Source organism: Bradyrhizobium xenonodulans (assembly GCF_027594865.1).
Classification (GTDB): domain Bacteria; phylum Pseudomonadota; class Alphaproteobacteria; order Rhizobiales; family Xanthobacteraceae; genus Bradyrhizobium; species Bradyrhizobium xenonodulans.
On the sequence record NZ_CP089391.1, the window covers coordinates 4,447,268 to 4,463,005 of the forward strand.

Consider the following 15,738-nt stretch of genomic DNA (forward strand, 5'->3'; position numbering starts at 1 on the left):
GATCACGCTCACTCCGCTGCGGTCAGCATGTGCCCGGAGGCAAGGCGCGAACATTCCGCCATCACGGCGGACGCACGCGCGATTGGGTTGGTCAGGTAGAAGTCCTCGATCGCCGCCTTGAACGGCGCCTTCTCGGGCGAGCCGCCCTTCCCCGCCAGCTTCCTGATCTGGTCGGCCGAGCCGGCCTCGATCTGGTCGAGGCGGATCAGATGCGGCACGGCCTTGAAGATCGCCTGGCGCAGGGCGGCAAGCGAGTCGTAGCCGAGCTTCTTGCCGAGCGCTTCCGACAGCGCGCGGACGATCGCCCAGTCCTCGCGGGCTTCGCCCGGCGGGAACGCGGCGCGGCCGGTCATCTGCACGCGGCCTTCGGTGTTGACGTAGATCGCGGATTTCTCGGTGTAGGCGGCCGCCGGCAGGATCACGTCGGCGCGATGCGCGCCGCGGTCGCCATGGGTGCCGATATAGACGACGAAGGTGCCGTCCGGCGCGTTGATCTCGTCGGCGCCGAGCAGGAACAGCAGGTCCAGCGTGCCGAACGTCGTCATCTGAGCCGCGTTCAGCCCACCCTGACCTGCGACAAAGCCGATATCGAGCGCACCGACGCGCGAGGCGGTCTCGTGCAGCACGCCAAAGCCGTTCCAGCCGTCCTTGAGCGCGCCGACGTCGAGCGCGAGCTTGGCACTGGCTGCGAGGATGGCCGCGCCGTCGTGGCGCGAGGTCGCGCCCGCGCCGACCAGGATGAGCGGATTCTTGGCGTTCTTCAGCACATCCATGAAGGAGTGCTTGCCAGCCGCGAGCTCGCCGAGCGTGTCGGTGCCCGCGCCGAGATGATCGTAGTCGTAGGTCAGGTCGACCTTGGCGCCGATCACGCCGACCTTGAAGCCGCCGGCGCGCCAGCGCTTGCGGATGCGGGCGTTGAACACCGCCGCCTCTTTGCGCGGATTGGCACCGATGATGAGCAGCGCATCGGCCTGCTCCACGCCAACGAGCGTCGGATTGAAAATATACGAGCCGCGCCCAAGCGCGGGATCGAAGGCGTCGCCGCCCTGCACGGCCAGATTGCTCGAGCCGTACTTGGACAGCAGATCCTTCAGCGCGAACATCTCCTCGACGCCGGCGAGGTCGCCGGCGATCGCGCCGATGCGCTTGCCGTCGGTGCGCGCCGCTTTCGCGGCGATCGCGGCAAAGGCCTCGGGCCAGCTCGCCGCACGCAGCTTGCCGGCTTCGCGGATATAGGGCCGGTCGAGGCGCTGGGTGCGCAGGCCGTCGACGACGTGGCGGGTCTTGTCCGAGATCCACTCCTCGTTCACGGCCTCGTTGATGCGCGGCAGCACGCGCATCACTTCACGGCCGCGGGTGTCGACGCGGATCGCCGAGCCCACGCCGTCCATCACGTCGATCGACTGGGTCTTGCCGAGCTCCCAGGGACGCGCCGCGAAGGCATAGGGCTTCGATGTCAGCGCGCCGACCGGGCAGATGTCGACGAGGTTGCCCTGCAATTCGGACGTCAGCGCGTGCTCGAGATAGGTCGTGATCTCCATGTCCTCGCCGCGGCCGGTGGCGCCCATCTCGGGGGCGCCAGCGACTTCCGCCGAGAAGCGGACGCAGCGCGTGCACTGGATGCAGCGGTTCATCGAGGTCTTGACCAGCGCGCCGAGATATTTGTCCTCGACCGCGCGCTTGTTCTCGGCGAAGCGGCTGGTGTCGACACCATAGCCCATCGCCTGGTCCTGAAGGTCGCACTCGCCGCCCTGGTCGCAGATCGGGCAGTCCAGCGGATGGTTGATGAGAAGGAATTCCATCACGCCTTCGCGTGCCTTCTTCACCATCGGCGAACGCGTCGAGATTTCCGGCGGCTCGCCCTTGGGACCCGGACGGCAGTCGCGCACGCCCCAGGCACAGCTCGCGACCGGCTTCGGGCCACCCTTCACCTCGACGAGGCACATCCGGCAATTGCCGGCGATCGACAGCCGCTCGTGATAGCAGAAGCGCGGAATCTCGGCGCCGGCCGCTTCGCACGCCTGGAGCAGCGTGTATTCGGCGGGGACATCGATCTCTTTGCCGTCGATGATGAGCTTGGTCATGTCTCTTACTCCGCCGCGACCATGTTCACGGGATCGCGGACGCCGATATCGTCAATGTCGGCCCTGTGCGAATACTGGTCGATGCGCGCTTCGATCTCGTGACGGAAATGCGCGATCAGGCCCTGGATCGGCCAGGCGGCTGCGTCGCCGAGCGCGCAGATGGTGTGGCCTTCGACCTGCTTTGTCACTTCCAGCAGCATGTCGATCTCGCGCTTGTGGGCGCGGCCCTCCGCCATGCGGGTGAGGACGCGCCACATCCACCCCGTGCCCTCGCGGCACGGCGTGCACTGGCCGCAGCTCTCGTGCTTGTAGAAATAGGAGATGCGGGCGATGGCGCGGATCAGATCGGTCGACTTGTCCATCACGATCACGGCTGCGGTGCCGAGGCCCGAGCGCAGCTTGCTCAGACTGTCGAAATCCATCGGCGTGTCGATGATCTGTTCGGCCGGCACCATGCGCACCGAGGAGCCGCCGGGGATCACGGCCTTGAGGTTGTCCCAGCCGCCGCGGATGCCGCCGCAATGCTTGTCGATCAGCTCACGGAACGGAATGCCCATGGCTTCTTCGACGTTGCAGGGCCGCTCGACATGGCCGGAGATGCAGAAGAGCTTGGTGCCGACATTGTTCGGACGGCCGATGCCGGCGAACCACGCCGCTCCGCGGCGCAGGATGTCCGGCGCAACCGCGATGGACTCGACGTTGTTGACGGTGGTCGGGCAGCCGAACAGGCCGACATTGGCCGGGAACGGCGGCTTCAGGCGCGGCTGGCCCTTCTTGCCTTCGAGGCTTTCGAGCAGCGCAGTTTCCTCGCCGCAGATGTAGGCGCCGGCGCCGTGCGCGACATAGATGTCGAACGGCCAGCCGTTGACGTTGTCCTTGCCGACCAGCTTGGCCTCATAGGCCTGGTCGATCGCGGCCTGGAGATGCTCGCGCTCGCGGATGAACTCGCCGCGGACATAGATGTAGCAGGCATGCGCGTTCATCGCGCAGCTGGCGATCAGGCACCCTTCGATCAACAGATGCGGATCGTGCCGCATGATCTCGCGATCCTTGCAGGTGCCGGGCTCGGATTCGTCGGCGTTGACGACGAGATAGCTCGGCCGGCCGTCGGTCGATTCCTTCGGCATGAAGGACCATTTGAGACCGGTCGGGAAGCCGGCGCCGCCGCGGCCGCGGAGCCCTGAGGCCTTCATCTCGTTGATGATCCAGTCGCGGCCCTTGTCGATGATGGTCTTGGTGCCATCCCAGGCGCCGCGACGCCGCGCGCCCTCGAGCCCCCAATCGTGGAGGCCGTAGAGGTTCTTGAAGATGCGGTCCTTGTCCTCGAGCATATCAGTGCTTTCCGATCAACGATTGGACTGCTTGTAGGCAAGTCCGGCGGCGCAGACACCGAAGGTCAGCGCCCAGAGCAGGCTGGATTCCAGCGACGCGTTCAGGCTGAAACGCTGCAGCAGGAAAATGAATGTGGCCGCCACGGCGGCATGCATCGCGATGAAGCCCCAGTTCTTCACGGCACCGCTCCCCTGCATGGCCTGCGACGAGAGATCACGCATCAGGTGATCTCCTTCAGCGTGGTCGGTCCGGTGCTCGGCGCCGAGAACTGGCGGCCGTTCTGCGGACCGGGCTTGGGCGGATTGCCCGAGGCAAAACCGTCGAGCACCTTGCCGAAGCTCTCCTTGGTCAGGTCCTCATAGGTGTCCTTGCCGATCAGCACCATCGGCGCGTTCACGCAGGCCCCGAGGCACTCCACCTCTTCCCAGCTGAAATTGCCGTCCTTGGAGAGATGGAAGGGCTCGTGATGGATGCGGTGCTCGCAGACGTGAATCAGATCCTCGGCACCGCGCAGGCGGCACGGCGTGGTGCCGCAGACCTGGACGTGAGCCTTCTTGCCCACGGGTGCGAGCTGGAACATCGTGTAGAAGGTCGCGACTTCCAGCACGCGGATATAGGGCATGTCGAGCATGTCGGCGATGACGCGGATCGCGGCTTCCGAGACCCAGCCGTCGTGCTGTTCCTGCGCACGCCAGAGGATCGCGATGACCGCGGAGGCTTGCCGGCCGGCCGGATATTTCGCGATCTGCTGCTTGGCGAACGCGAGGTTCTCCTCCGTGAACGCAAAGCTCGCGGGCTGGACTTCCTTCGGTGCTAATCGGCGGACGGACATATCTTCAATCTCTCACTGCATACGGCGCGAAGTCTTGGCATTCAGGTTCTTGGCATTCAGGGCTTCGATCCTGTCCTGCCAGAATGCGCTTGCGGTGCCGAAAACGTTGTAGCCGACATGGGTCGAAACCTTGATGCGGTCGAGGATCGACAGCTCGGTCACGGTCTCCATCCGATTGCTGCGCGGATCGAACACGATCAGCTTCAGCGGGGTCTGTTCGAGGATGTAGCGCGAGACCGCATGCGAGCGATCGCTGCCGTGCTCCTCGCACATGATGACGCTGTCGGCCTGGAGCAGCCGGGCGCCGCCCTTGATCGCCTCGATCTCGACACCCTCGACGTCGAGCTTGATCAGATATTTGCCGCTGGCAGAGACCTTGCCGTCGTCGATGAGGTTGTCGAGCGCGATCACAGGCACGTCCTCACCGCCCGCTGAGGGATCGCCGGCGATGCTGAAGGCTTCGTGCTTGGTGCCCGACAGCCGCGCGGTGCCGCGGGTGGCGCCGATGGCGCACTTCATGGCCTCGAAGCGGTTGCCATTGACGCGGGCGTTGTTGGCGAGCTTCGGGTAGTTCTGCCCGGACGGCTCGATCGCGATCGCCTTGTGCGAGCCGAACGGTCTGCTCGACACCAGCACCGACCAGTAGCCGTAATTGGCCCCGCAATCGAGCAGCGTGTAGTCGACGTCGATGGAATCGGCGAACAGCAGCTCCAGCTCGTCCTCGTAATTGTAGGAGCGGTTGAGCAGCTTGCTCCAGTAGCCGTCGCCGTAAGGGAATTCGAACACGGCGTCGGGGTTGAGCTTGATCGCGATGTTGCGCTTGGGCAGCGTCTTCGCCAGCAGATTGGCGCAGGCGATGTAGCCCATATGCGAGAAGTGCGAGGAGATCTTCGATCCCGTCACCAGCGCCAAGGCAGCCGTCCGCTCCCACAGGTTGGCCCCTTCAAGGGCCCCCGAGGCGCGGTCAAACTGGATTGGCGCCTGCGCCATCACCGATCGACCTCTCCGAACACGATGTCGAGCGAGCCGAGGATCGCCGAGACGTCGGCGAGCAGATGGCCGCGGCAGATGTGGTCCATGGCCTGGAGATGCGCAAAGCCCGGCGCGCGGATCTTGCACTTGTAGGGCTTGTTGGTGCCGTCGGAGATCAGATAGACGCCGAACTCGCCCTTGGGCGCCTCGACCGCGGCGTAGATCTCGCCGGCGGGCACGTGGACGCCTTCGGTGTAGAGCTTGAAGTGGTGGATCAGCGCTTCCATCGAGCGCTTCATCTCGCCGCGGCGCGGCGGCGCGACCTTGTTGTCCTCGACGACGACGGGGCCCTTCCCATCGGCCGCATTCAGCTTCTGGATGCACTGTTTCATGATGCGAATGGACTGGCGCATCTCTTCCATGCGGATCAGATAACGGTCGTAGCAGTCGCCGTTCTTGCCGATCGGAATGTCGAAATCCATCTCGGCGTAGCACTCGTAGGGCTGCGACTTGCGCAAATCCCAGGCCGCGCCCGAGCCGCGCACCATCACGCCCGAAAAGCCCCACTCCCAGGCTTCCTTCAGCGACACCACGCCGATGTCGACGTTGCGCTGCTTGAAGATGCGGTTGGCGGTGAGCAGCCGGTCGAGATCGTCCACCACCTTCAGGAACGGATCGCACCAGGCATCGATGTCGTCGACCAGCTTCTGCGGCAGGTCCTGATGCACGCCGCCGACGCGGAAGTAGGCTGCATGCATACGGCTGCCGGAGGCGCGCTCGTAGAATACCATCAGCTTCTCGCGCTCTTCGAAACCCCACAGCGGCGGGGTCAGCGCGCCGACGTCCATCGCCTGCGTGGTGACGTTGAGAAGATGCGAGAGAATGCGGCCGATCTCGCAATAGAGCACGCGGATGAGCTGGCCGCGGCGCGGCACCTCGATGCCGAGCAGCTTCTCTGCGGCGAGACAGAAGGCATGCTCCTGGTTCATCGGCGCGACGTAGTCGAGCCGGTCGAAATACGGGATCGCCTGGAGATAGGTCTTCTGCTCGATCAGCTTTTCGGTGCCGCGATGAAGCAGGCCGATATGCGGGTCGACGCGGGCGACGACTTCGCCGTCAAGCTCCAGCACCAGACGCAACACGCCGTGCGCCGCAGGATGCTGCGGGCCGAAATTGATGGTGAAATTGCGAAGCTGTTCGGGTTGCTCGTTCATGATCAGACCTTCGGTCCCGCCTTCTCGTCACCGGGAAGCGGATAGTCCGCCCCTTCCCACGGCGAGAGGAAATCGAACTTGCGGAATTCCTGGTTGAGGCGCACCGGCTCGTACACCACCCGCTTCTCCTGATCGTCGTAGCGGACCTCGACGAAACCGGTGGTCGGGAAATCCTTGCGCAGCGGATGGCCTTCGAAACCGTAATCGGTGAGGATGCGGCGCATGTCGGGATGGCCGACGAAGAACACGCCGTAGAGGTCGTAGGCCTCGCGCTCGAACCAGTCGGCGCCCGGGAACACCTCGATCAGCGACGGCACCTGCGTGGTCTCGTCGGCCTGGGCCTTGAGCCGGATCCGCGTGTTCAGCGTCGGTGACAGGAAGTGATAGATGACGTCGAAACGCTTCTCGCGATCGGGATAGTCCGCCGCCGTGATGTCGGTGAAGTTGACGAAACGGCATTTCGGATCGTCGCGGAGGTACGTCACCACCTCGACGATCTTGCCGGCCTCGACATCGACCGTGAGCTGGTTGAAGGCCACGGAGTGACCGAGCGCGGCGCCCGGAAGCGCGCTAACGATCGTCTGCCCCAGGGCGTCGAGCTTGGCGTCGTCCATGACGTAAAACCTTAGCGTTCGATGGTGCCGGTGCGGCGGATCTTCTTCTGCAGCAGCAGCACGCCGTAGAGCAGCGCTTCCGCCGTGGGCGGGCAGCCCGGCACGTAGATGTCGATCGGCACGATGCGGTCGCAGCCACGCACGACCGAGTAGGAATAGTGATAGTAGCCGCCGCCGTTGGCGCAGGAGCCCATCGAGATGACGTAGCGCGGCTCGGGCATCTGGTCGTAGACCTTGCGCAAAGCCGGCGCCATCTTGTTGGTCAGGGTGCCCGCGACGATCATCACGTCGGACTGGCGCGGCGAGGCACGCGGGGCGAAGCCGAAGCGCTCGACGTCGTAGCGCGGCATCGACACCTGCATCATCTCGACTGCGCAGCAGGCGAGACCGAAGGTCATCCACATCAGCGAGCCGGTGCGGGCCCAGGTGATGAGGTCGTCGGTCGCGGCCACGAAGAAGCCCTTGTCGGACAGCTCGGAATTGACCTCGAGGAAGAACGGATCATTGGCCCCGACCGGCTTGCCGGTCGACGGGTCCAGGATGCCCTTGGGGGCCGGTGCGAGAACCGGACCGGCGGACGATGCAGGGTTCAATCCCATTCGAGTGCTCCCTTCTTCCATTCATAGGCGAACCCGACCGTCAGCACGGCGAGGAACACCACCATGGACCAGAAGCCGGTCGCGCCAAGCTTGCCGAACGCCACCGCCCAGGGAAACAGGAACGCCACCTCGAGGTCGAAGATGATGAAGAGGATGGCGACCAGATAGAAGCGAACGTCGAACTTCATGCGGGCGTCGTCGAAGGCGTTGAAACCGCACTCATACGCCGACAGCTTTTCCGGATCCGGCTGCTGGAACGCGACGATGAAGGGCGCGATCAGCAGCACCAGGCCAATGAGGCCCGCTACCCCTATAAAGACGACGAGTGGTAGATAGTTCTGTAGAATACCGCTCATTGACGAGCCCTTTTTCCCGCAGCCTCGGGACAGCCACGGATTCGTCCAGTTTGGAATTGTTCTGAGCCTTAGCGCAGTGCACCAATGGGCGCAAGACACGCTCTTTTCAGGCCCTTTGCCGCTCCCAGACCAGCGAAAAATCCCGGAATCACCCCGCGGCTGGTATGGAGCAGATCGCCGGACCCAGCAAGGGCGGCCACAGTTTTGCAGCAGCAGCTCTGGAATTGCGGCGCGCCGGCCGCGGCAGCTATTTGCCGCGTAACATCCGGTCAAAATGCTCGGGTTTTTGCGTGCGGCAGCGCACCCAAACCCAGGCAATGACCAGTACCGGGGCCCCGACCGTCACCCAGGCGACATACTGACCGAGCGTTCCCCAGAGCAGCGCCGCTAACAGGCCCGTGATCGTCGCAACCACCAGCAGGATAGGTGCAGCAAAGACACGTATCCACAGGCGCGAGCGGTCAGAGGAGCCATGCGTCACGACGGGACCGGGGCTCGTCTGGCGAATGCGTCGGCCTTGGCGGGCGCGCGCTTGCGCCGCCGCGCCAGCCAGAGATAGAGGCCGCTGCCGATCACAACGATGGTGAGCAGGTCGAGCGCGGCCCAGATCACCTTGAGCGGCATCCCGCCATAGTCGCCGAAATGCAGCGGCTGCGAGATCAGAAGCGCCTGAAGATAGAGCGGCAGCGCCCGGCTGTCGGCGACCTCCCCGGTTTCGCCGTCAAGCAGCACCGGCTTGAGCAGCCGCGCAGTCAAAGCCGTGTCGCCGCGCATGAAGGCGGCGAAGTGATGCGAGGAGCTGAAGGGCGTGCCCGGAAAGGCGATGAAGGCGACCTCCATGCCCGGCGCCGCCTGTCTCGCGCGCGCGACGACGTCATCGAGCGAGGCGAGATGCGAGGGCGGCGGCTTGCCGGCATAGGGCGCGACCATGCTGGCAAGCTCGGTGGCCTTCCACTGGTTGAGCATCAGTTCGGCCCAGGTGTTGACGACGCCGGTGACGCCAACCACCAGCGCCCAGGCGACCGTCACGACGCCGATCAGATTGTGCCAGTCGAGCCAGCGCACGCGGCGCGAGGCGCGGTCGCGAATGGTGGCAAAGCGCAACCGCCGGGTGAACGGCCAGTACAGCACCACGCCGGAGACGATGGCGATGGCGAACAACAGCCCCATCCCGCCGAGAAACAGCTTTCCAGGCTGGCCGACGAACATGTCGGTATGCAGCTTGAGCATGATCAGCATCGGGCCGATGCCGACCGGTCCGAGCAGCTTGGTCGAGACCGCGTCGAAGGCGCGCACGGTGGTATTGTCAGGCAGCCCGTCGACGGCGCTGTTGGTGAAGGCGGTCACGATCCCGGGCTCGTCCTTGTCCCAGGAGATATATTGCATCACGCGGCCGGGATCCGCGGCGAGCGCGGCGTCGGCGACGGCTTGCGTCGTCGCACGCGCCGCGCCCGCGTGAGCTTCGGGCTGGGGGGCATAGCCCAGGAGCTCATCGATCTCGTGATGGAAGATCAGCGGCAGGCCGGTGAGGCAGAGCAGCAGCAGGAAGACGGTCGAGATCAGGCTGGTCCAGGTGTGGACCACGGACCAGAGCCTGACCGTGCGCGCCTTCACGATGGCGTCCCCTCGCCTGTCCTCACCATTTGTACGAGACGCTGGCGGCGACGCGCCTGCGGTCGCCGTAGAAGCAGGATGAGGTCGACGCGCAGCTCGCGACATAGATCTTGTCGGTGAAATTGATCACGTTGATCGCCGTGCGCCAGTTCTGCCATTCGTAATGGACCGCGAGATCGCCGAGCACCACTGCGGGAACCTCGAGGGTGTTAGCGGTGTCGGCCCAGGACGAGCCGATATAACGCACGCCGCCGCCGAAACCGAACCCTTCGAGCGGCCCATCCTTGAAGGTGTAGTCCGCCCAGCCCGACACCAGCATCTCGGGCGTGTTGGTCGGCGTCTTGCCGACCAGCGCCGGATTGAGATCCTTGCTGGTGAAGAGATGATACGCCGTGAAGGCGCCAATGAACTTCAATTCCTTCGTGGCATTGGCCACTGCTTCGAGCTCGATACCGCGGGAGGTCACCTCGCCGGTCTGGTTCTGCAGCGTGGTGATGACCGGATCGGTGGTGGCCACGTTCTGCCGCTTCAGGTCGAACACCGAGGCGGTGAAGTAGCCGTCGAATCCCTTTGGCGCGACCTTCACGCCGATCTCGGCCTGCTGGCCGGTCTCCGGCAGAAACAACTGGTTCTGCGCGTTGAGCCCGATGATCGGATTGTAGCTTGTCGAATAGGAGACGTAGGGCGCGATACCGTTGTCGAAATTGTAGATCAGCCCAGCGCGCCCGCTGAACCTGCTGTCGTCGCGGCTGGCGACCGTGGCGCCCGTGTCGCGCGCGGCCTGCGTCGTCTCGACCCAATCGTTGCGACCGCTCAGCACCAGCGTGAAGTTGCCGAGCTTCATCTGGTCCTGGACGTAGGTCCCGGCCTGCTTCTGCGTTATCCGGGCGTTGCGAAACGGGGCGCCAGTGATCGGAATGTTGGTCCCGTAGGCGGGATTGAACACGTTGATCGACGGGACTGTACCGAAGTTGAAGGCCTGATAGTCGTCGATCTGGTAGCCCTTCAGATCGACGCCAAACAGCATCGTGTGCCTGACAGGACCGGTGTTGAAGCGGTACTCCAGCTGGTTGTCGAGATTGGCCTGATTGGCAGTGTTCTTCGCATACCAATTGTAGCGAGCCAAACTGGCCGTGTTGATGTCGGACCAGCCGTTGCCGACATAGCCGCGATAAGTCACGTCGACATGCGCGAACCGCGCATTCTGCCGGAACGTCAGATCGTCGGTGAGATTGCGTTCGAACTGGTAGCCGAGCATCTCCTGCTCGCGGGTGAACTTGTCGACGTTGGGATCGCCGGCGAAAAAGCTGGTCGGGATCTTGCCGAGCGGCCCGTTGGTCACCGTGCCCTGGTAGGGCAGGAAGTTGATGCCGCGCGTGTCCTGCTTCGAAGCCGACGCGAGCACCGTAAAGGTCGTGTCGGCATCCGGCTTCCAAGTGAACGATGGCGCGATGAAGTAGTTGTTGTCGGGCGTGAAGTTGACCTGGGTGTTGCCGTTCTGGACCTGGCCGACGACGCGATAGAACAGCTTGCCGTCCTGCGGCTGCGTCGCGACCGGTCCGCCGACGTCGAAGCCGACATAGGCGTTGCCGAAATTGTTGACGCCGGTCTCGATGTAGCGGATCGGCTCGGTCGGCGGCATCTTGCTGATGACGTTGACGATACCGCTCGGGCTCGATCCGCCATAGAGCACTGCCGACGGACCGCGCAGCACCTCGACTCGCTCCATGTTCGAGGGCTGGAGCTTCCAGCTCGCATAGGACGTGTAGAAGAGCTGCATGCCGTCGAGAAACAGTCCGATGTCGTCGGACTTGAAGCCGCGGATCAGCCACCAGTCGTTGCGCGTATCCGCGCCGAACGTTCCGGCGCGCACGCCGGCTGTGTAGCGCAGGACTTCGTCGAGCTTGTTCGGCTTCTGGTCACGGATCTGCTCGGCGCCGATCACCGACACCGATTGCGGCGTCTGCATGATCGGCGTGTTGGTCTTGGTGCCTGACGAGCTGCGGCCGGCGACGTAGCCATTCACCGGACCACGCGGCGTCTCGACGAAGCCGACATTGCGCTGCTGAACCGGTCTGCGGCTGGCGGCGGTCTGCGCCGACGGCCGCGGCGCGCGGCGCGGCGCCGCTGCGGCTGCACGCCGCCGTGCTTCCGGCGCAGTGACGGTGACCGACGGCAGGTTCTGCGCACCACTGTGCGCGGAAGATTGTGCAAGCGACGCCTGCGGCATCAAAACCCAAGCGGACGCGGTCGCCAACACGGCCGACCGCAGCATTCCCAGACTGTTCAACGCGCACCCCAAAGCTGCATTTTTTGATGCGTCATGCCGCCTGTCCCGGAACGGCATGCGCTTGCGACGACGCTTATGTGAGGGAGCGCGAATTCGCTAATTGAAAACTTCTTAGAAAGACTCTTAGAAGCGATCCAATATTTCCGGAGATTGCTGAGGGATCAGCGCGGAACTTTCTCGGCTTCGAGCATTTTCTCGGCGGTCGCCGTGAGACGGTCGATCTGCGCCAGCAGCGTCTCGAACTCGTCCTTGCTCAATTGTTCCAGCAAGCGCCGATTGCGCTCCTGCGCGCCTTCGACGATCGCATCATGCGCGGCGAGGCCCGCCGGGGTCAGAGCGACCAGCACCTCGCGGCTGTCCTTCGGGTTCGCCGATTTCACGATCAGCTTGCGCGAGACCAGTTCCGCGAGCGCGCGGCTGATCTGGCCCTTGTCCTGGCCGACGGCTTCGGCGAGCCGCGCCACGCTCATCGGCGGCCGGCGGCCGAGCGAGGCGACGAGACCGAACTCGACCGAGTTCAGTCCGGCAAGGCGCTTGTAGCGCAGGATCGCGCCGCGCTTGAGCAGGTTGGCGAGCACCATCAGTCGCGACGACAGCATCACGGTGATCGGCGCCGGCGAGTGGCTTCCGTCCGCATCGGGCGACGCGTGCCCGTCCCTGCTCGATGTCTGGCTCATGGTCCACCTCTGCCAAGAAAGCCGGGGCATGCCAAGTCTGGTAGCGCAACCTCCCCCATCTGATCCGAATGCGACTAAGACGCATTCCGGAATATCGTTGACATTGTCATCTATCTGCTTTTGACTGACCCGACACGCGAAGATGACCGGCCATCCAAGGCCTGCGGCGCGGGAGGAACAGCATGACCATGACCCAGCGGGATCGCGATCTCGGCACCGCCTATGCAATGAAGCCGGCGAGCACGCGCACCGAGCTCACCTCGGTCGTGCGCGGCACGCCGATGGGCGAGCTGCTGCGCCGCTACTGGCATCCGGTCGGGCTTGTCAGCGACGCCAGTGACACGCCGAAGAAGGTGCGCGCGCTCGGCGAAGATCTGGTGCTGTTCCGCGACAGGCACGGCCGCGTCGGCCTGCTGCACGCGCGCTGCTGCCATCGCGGCACCACGCTCTACTATGGCAAGGTCGAGGAGGACGGCATCCGCTGCTGCTATCACGGCTGGAAGTTCGACACCGAGGGCCATTGCCTGGAGCAGCCCTGCGAGCCCGACGGCGGCCAGTTCAAGGACAAGGTGCGCCAGCCCTGGTATCCGGTCGAGGAGCGCTACGGGCTGATCTTCGCCTATATGGGCCCGGCCGAGAAACGCCCGGTGCTGCCGGCTTACGAGTGCCTGGAAAACATGGACGACGGCGAGTTCGTCGAGGCCGACGATTCATCGATCGGCGGCGGCGGGCCTGCGGTGATCCCCTGCAACTGGCTCCAGCATTTCGAGAACGTGGTCGACCCCTACCACGTGCCGGTGCTGCACGGCTCGTTCTCGGGGCCGCAATTCACCGACATGATGGCCTCGATGCCGGAGGTGAAATTCGACAAGACGCCGCGCGGCATCGCCGTGCGCTCGATCCGCAGGCAGGGCGACGGCCGTGTGTTCTATCGCGTCACCGAGGCCGCCCTCCCCACTTTGCGTGTCGTGCCGAACCCGCGCGTGGCGCAGTTTGCCCGCGTCGAGTCGATCGGCTGGACCCTGCCGATCGACGACACGTCTTTCCGCATCTACGTCGCCGGCCGCGTCAAGAACACAGGCGACATCGGGCGCATGCGCTCGAAATTCAACGGAAAATTCTGGTGGGACATGACGGAGGAAGAGCACCAGCAATTCCCGGGCGATTACGAGGCCCAGGTCGGCCAGGGCCCGCAGACCATCCACTCCGAGGAGCATTTCGGCCAGAGCGACCGCGGCATCCTGATGATCCGGCGCATGCTGGGCGAGCAACTGGAAGCGATGGAAGCGGGTCGCGATCCGATCGGCGTCTCGTTCGATCAAGGCGCGCCGCCGGTCGAATTCGAAGCGGGGAACTACATCCGCGAAGGCTGACCTGTCAGCCCCACGAAGAGCTGGACCGACAACGATAACAAAGACAAATTGGGGGGATGCGATGGTCGATGTGACGTCACAGATGTCGGTGCAAACGGCCACCGCGGCAAAGCCCTCGCCGCGGCGCTATTACGTGCTCGGCCTGCTCACGATCATCTACGCGCTGAACTTCCTCGACCGCACGATCTTCAACGTCCTGATCGAGCCGATCAAGAAGGAGTTTGCACTCAGCGATACCATGATGGGCTTGCTCGCGGGCTTCGGCTTCGCGCTGTTCTATTCCCTGCTCGGCATTCCCATCGCGCGCGTCGCCGACCGGCTCAACCGGCGCAACATCGTCGCCGCCGCATTCGCGTTCTGGAGCGCGATGACGGCGCTGTGCGGCGCGGCCTCGAGCGTGACCTCGCTGGCGCTGGCGCGCATCGGTGTCGGCATCGGCGAATCCGCAGGCTCGCCCGCCTCGCAGTCGATCGTCGCCGATCTCTTCGCCAAGAACGAGCGCCCGCGCGCGCTCGGTATCTACGCCATCGGCACCTATCTCGGCGTCTTCCTCGGCTATTTCGTCGGCGGCTACGTCAACCAGCACTATGGCTGGCGGATGGCGTTCTATGTCGCCGGCCTGCCCGGCATCCTGCTCGCATTGGTCCTGTGGCTGACGATAACAGAGCCGAAGCGCGGCGCGATGCAGGAGAGCTTCGTGCCCGAGCCGCTGGGGCCGACGCTGCGCTTCCTCGCCTCGCAGCGCAGCTTCGTCATCGTGCTGATCGGCTTCTGCCTCACCACCTACACGAACTACGCGACCGCGGCCTGGATCCCGCCGTTCCTCTCGCGCGTGCACCACCTGTCGAGCGCTGAGATCGGCACCTATGCGGGCACCTTCAAGGGGCTCGCGGGCATGGCCGGCACCCTGCTCGGCGGCTTCGTGGTGGCGCAAATCGGCCGCCGCGACGACCGCTGGAAGCTGTGGGCGCCCGCGATCACCTCGGGCCTTGCCGGCCCGGTGTTCGCGCTCTGCATGCTGACGCAGGACTTTGCGATGATGGTCGCCATGCTGGCGCTGACCTCGTTCCTGGTCGGCTTCCATCTCGGGCCGATCTTCGCGATCGCGCAGACGGTCGCCAAGCCGAGCATGCGGGCGCTCGCCTCCGCGCTGATCGCGCTCACCGCCACCTGCTTCGGCCAGGGCGTCGGCCCGCTCGCCGTGGGCGTCGTCAACGACGCCCTGAAGGGCGCTTACGGCGCGGACGCCGTGCGCTATTCCCTGCTCTCGGCGGCGGTCACCACCGTCCTCGGCGCCCTGCTGTTCGTCTGGGCGGCCCGCACGATCCGGGACGATATCGGCCGGGCGGCCTGAGCCCCGTCCTGCGGGGCAAGCCCGGCGCAACCAACCGGGCGTAGAGATGAAACCATTTTGCGGAACCCGCGAAACCATCCGGAAACAGACGGTCCTTACAACAAGAGCCCATAGACGGCGGCAAAGCCCGTCGGGAGGCTCATATGAACCACTCCATTCACTCTGTTGATCGTGCGACCCACCTGAAGATCGTAGTGGTGGCGCTGGTGGCCGGTATTGCCGTGGCCGCCTTCGGGATCGCAGCCCGCACCAATGCCGATTACAGCCAGACCGCCCAATCCACCCACGTGATCAAGGCCGGCAAGCCGGTCGTGGTGACCAGCGCGGGTGCGTCCCAGATTCGCTGAGGCGCACTCTTCCGGGCTGGACCGATGGCCGCCTCCGGGCGGCCATTTTCGTTTTCCAGAGCAATGCTTAGCCGAGATTG

At 64.7% G+C, this 15,738-nt stretch carries 16 protein-coding genes; 3 read left to right on the plus strand and 13 right to left on the minus strand.

Features of this window, described 5'->3' with window-relative positions:
* Nucleotides 1–8 precede the first annotated feature (8 nt).
* From nuoG to I3J27_RS20965, 13 genes are all read right to left on the minus strand, one after another.
* Entirely contained in the window at nt 9–2,084 is a 2,076-nt protein-coding gene (gene nuoG, locus I3J27_RS20905; protein ID WP_270160328.1) for an NADH-quinone oxidoreductase subunit NuoG, read from the minus strand.
* A gap of 5 nt (nt 2,085–2,089) precedes the next feature.
* Nucleotides 2,090–3,415, minus strand: a complete 1,326-nt coding sequence (gene nuoF, locus I3J27_RS20910; protein WP_270160329.1) for an NADH-quinone oxidoreductase subunit NuoF — start codon at nt 3,413–3,415, stop codon at nt 2,090–2,092.
* A gap of 15 nt (nt 3,416–3,430) precedes the next feature.
* The gene (locus tag I3J27_RS20915; protein WP_270160330.1) at nt 3,431–3,637 is read right to left on the minus strand and encodes a hypothetical protein; all 207 of its coding nucleotides are present in this window, start codon (nt 3,635–3,637) and stop codon (nt 3,431–3,433) included.
* On the minus strand, nt 3,637–4,248 hold the full coding sequence (gene nuoE / locus I3J27_RS20920; RefSeq protein ID WP_270160331.1) for an NADH-quinone oxidoreductase subunit NuoE: 612 nt from the start codon (nt 4,246–4,248) through the stop codon (nt 3,637–3,639). The genes I3J27_RS20915 and nuoE overlap by 1 nt, the downstream gene beginning before the upstream one ends.
* A gap of 12 nt (nt 4,249–4,260) precedes the next feature.
* Nucleotides 4,261–5,238 carry an FkbM family methyltransferase gene (locus tag I3J27_RS20925; protein ID WP_270160332.1) on the minus strand — a complete coding sequence of 326 codons (978 nt, stop codon included), beginning with the start codon at nt 5,236–5,238 and terminating at the stop codon, nt 4,261–4,263.
* Nucleotides 5,238–6,434, minus strand: coding sequence for an NADH-quinone oxidoreductase subunit D (locus tag I3J27_RS20930; protein ID WP_270160333.1), 1,197 nt, complete (start codon nt 6,432–6,434; stop codon nt 5,238–5,240). Before I3J27_RS20930 ends, I3J27_RS20925 begins: the two co-directional genes overlap by 1 nt.
* 2 nt (nt 6,435–6,436) lie before the next feature.
* Nucleotides 6,437–7,048 carry an NADH-quinone oxidoreductase subunit C gene (locus tag I3J27_RS20935; RefSeq protein ID WP_270160334.1) on the minus strand — a complete coding sequence of 204 codons (612 nt, stop codon included), beginning with the start codon at nt 7,046–7,048 and terminating at the stop codon, nt 6,437–6,439.
* An 11-nt stretch (nt 7,049–7,059) separates the two neighbouring features.
* On the minus strand, nt 7,060–7,647 hold the full coding sequence (locus I3J27_RS20940; RefSeq protein ID WP_270160335.1) for a NuoB/complex I 20 kDa subunit family protein: 588 nt from the start codon (nt 7,645–7,647) through the stop codon (nt 7,060–7,062).
* Nucleotides 7,638–8,003: an NADH-quinone oxidoreductase subunit A gene (locus I3J27_RS20945; RefSeq protein WP_008136158.1), complete on the minus strand. Its 366-nt coding sequence runs from the start codon at nt 8,001–8,003 to the stop codon at nt 7,638–7,640. Before I3J27_RS20945 ends, I3J27_RS20940 begins: the two co-directional genes overlap by 10 nt.
* 247 nt (nt 8,004–8,250) lie before the next feature.
* Nucleotides 8,251–8,484 carry a hypothetical protein gene (locus tag I3J27_RS20950; RefSeq protein WP_270160336.1) on the minus strand — a complete coding sequence of 78 codons (234 nt, stop codon included), beginning with the start codon at nt 8,482–8,484 and terminating at the stop codon, nt 8,251–8,253.
* The gene (locus tag I3J27_RS20955; protein WP_270160337.1) at nt 8,481–9,617 is read right to left on the minus strand and encodes a PepSY-associated TM helix domain-containing protein; all 1,137 of its coding nucleotides are present in this window, start codon (nt 9,615–9,617) and stop codon (nt 8,481–8,483) included. The genes I3J27_RS20950 and I3J27_RS20955 overlap by 4 nt, the downstream gene beginning before the upstream one ends.
* Before the next feature lie 22 nt (nt 9,618–9,639).
* The gene (locus I3J27_RS20960) at nt 9,640–11,892 is read right to left on the minus strand and encodes a TonB-dependent siderophore receptor (protein WP_270172853.1); all 2,253 of its coding nucleotides are present in this window, start codon (nt 11,890–11,892) and stop codon (nt 9,640–9,642) included.
* A gap of 176 nt (nt 11,893–12,068) precedes the next feature.
* A complete protein-coding gene (locus tag I3J27_RS20965) occupies nt 12,069–12,584 on the minus strand; it encodes a MarR family winged helix-turn-helix transcriptional regulator (protein ID WP_270160338.1) in 516 nt (171 codons plus the stop codon).
* Nucleotides 12,585–12,766: 182 nt separating this feature from the next.
* On the opposite strand from I3J27_RS20965, the gene I3J27_RS20970 reads away from it, so the two are divergent.
* The 3 genes from I3J27_RS20970 (at nt 12,767) to I3J27_RS20980 (ending at nt 15,658) form a co-directional block, all read left to right on the plus strand.
* Entirely contained in the window at nt 12,767–13,957 is a 1,191-nt protein-coding gene (locus I3J27_RS20970) for an aromatic ring-hydroxylating dioxygenase subunit alpha (protein ID WP_270160339.1), read from the plus strand.
* Between the two features lie 61 nt (nt 13,958–14,018).
* Nucleotides 14,019–15,311, plus strand: a complete 1,293-nt coding sequence (locus tag I3J27_RS20975) for a spinster family MFS transporter (RefSeq protein ID WP_306416986.1) — start codon at nt 14,019–14,021, stop codon at nt 15,309–15,311.
* A gap of 143 nt (nt 15,312–15,454) precedes the next feature.
* On the plus strand, nt 15,455–15,658 hold the full coding sequence (locus I3J27_RS20980; protein ID WP_270160341.1) for a hypothetical protein: 204 nt from the start codon (nt 15,455–15,457) through the stop codon (nt 15,656–15,658).
* Nucleotides 15,659–15,738 lie beyond the last annotated feature (80 nt).

Bases quoted from the DNA above. Each gene is read 5' to 3' on its own strand.
- nuoG (WP_270160328.1), bottom strand. From the start codon at position 2,084: ATGACCAAGCTCATCATCGACGGCAAAGAGATCGATGTCCCCGCCGAA.
- nuoF (WP_270160329.1), bottom strand. From the start codon at position 3,415: ATGCTCGAGGACAAGGACCGCATCTTCAAGAACCTCTACGGCCTCCAC.
- I3J27_RS20915 (WP_270160330.1), bottom strand. From the start codon at position 3,637: ATGCGTGATCTCTCGTCGCAGGCCATGCAGGGGAGCGGTGCCGTGAAG.
- nuoE (WP_270160331.1), bottom strand. From the start codon at position 4,248: ATGTCCGTCCGCCGATTAGCACCGAAGGAAGTCCAGCCCGCGAGCTTT.
- I3J27_RS20925 (WP_270160332.1), bottom strand. From the start codon at position 5,238: ATGGCGCAGGCGCCAATCCAGTTTGACCGCGCCTCGGGGGCCCTTGAA.
- I3J27_RS20930 (WP_270160333.1), bottom strand. From the start codon at position 6,434: ATGAACGAGCAACCCGAACAGCTTCGCAATTTCACCATCAATTTCGGC.
- I3J27_RS20935 (WP_270160334.1), bottom strand. From the start codon at position 7,048: ATGGACGACGCCAAGCTCGACGCCCTGGGGCAGACGATCGTTAGCGCG.
- I3J27_RS20940 (WP_270160335.1), bottom strand. From the start codon at position 7,647: ATGGGATTGAACCCTGCATCGTCCGCCGGTCCGGTTCTCGCACCGGCC.
- I3J27_RS20945 (WP_008136158.1), bottom strand. From the start codon at position 8,003: ATGAGCGGTATTCTACAGAACTATCTACCACTCGTCGTCTTTATAGGG.
- I3J27_RS20960 (WP_270172853.1), bottom strand. From the start codon at position 11,892: ATGCTGCGGTCGGCCGTGTTGGCGACCGCGTCCGCTTGGGTTTTGATG.
- I3J27_RS20965 (WP_270160338.1), bottom strand. From the start codon at position 12,584: ATGAGCCAGACATCGAGCAGGGACGGGCACGCGTCGCCCGATGCGGAC.
- I3J27_RS20970 (WP_270160339.1), top strand. From the start codon at position 12,767: ATGACCATGACCCAGCGGGATCGCGATCTCGGCACCGCCTATGCAATG.
- I3J27_RS20975 (WP_306416986.1), top strand. From the start codon at position 14,019: ATGGTCGATGTGACGTCACAGATGTCGGTGCAAACGGCCACCGCGGCA.
- I3J27_RS20980 (WP_270160341.1), top strand. From the start codon at position 15,455: ATGAACCACTCCATTCACTCTGTTGATCGTGCGACCCACCTGAAGATC.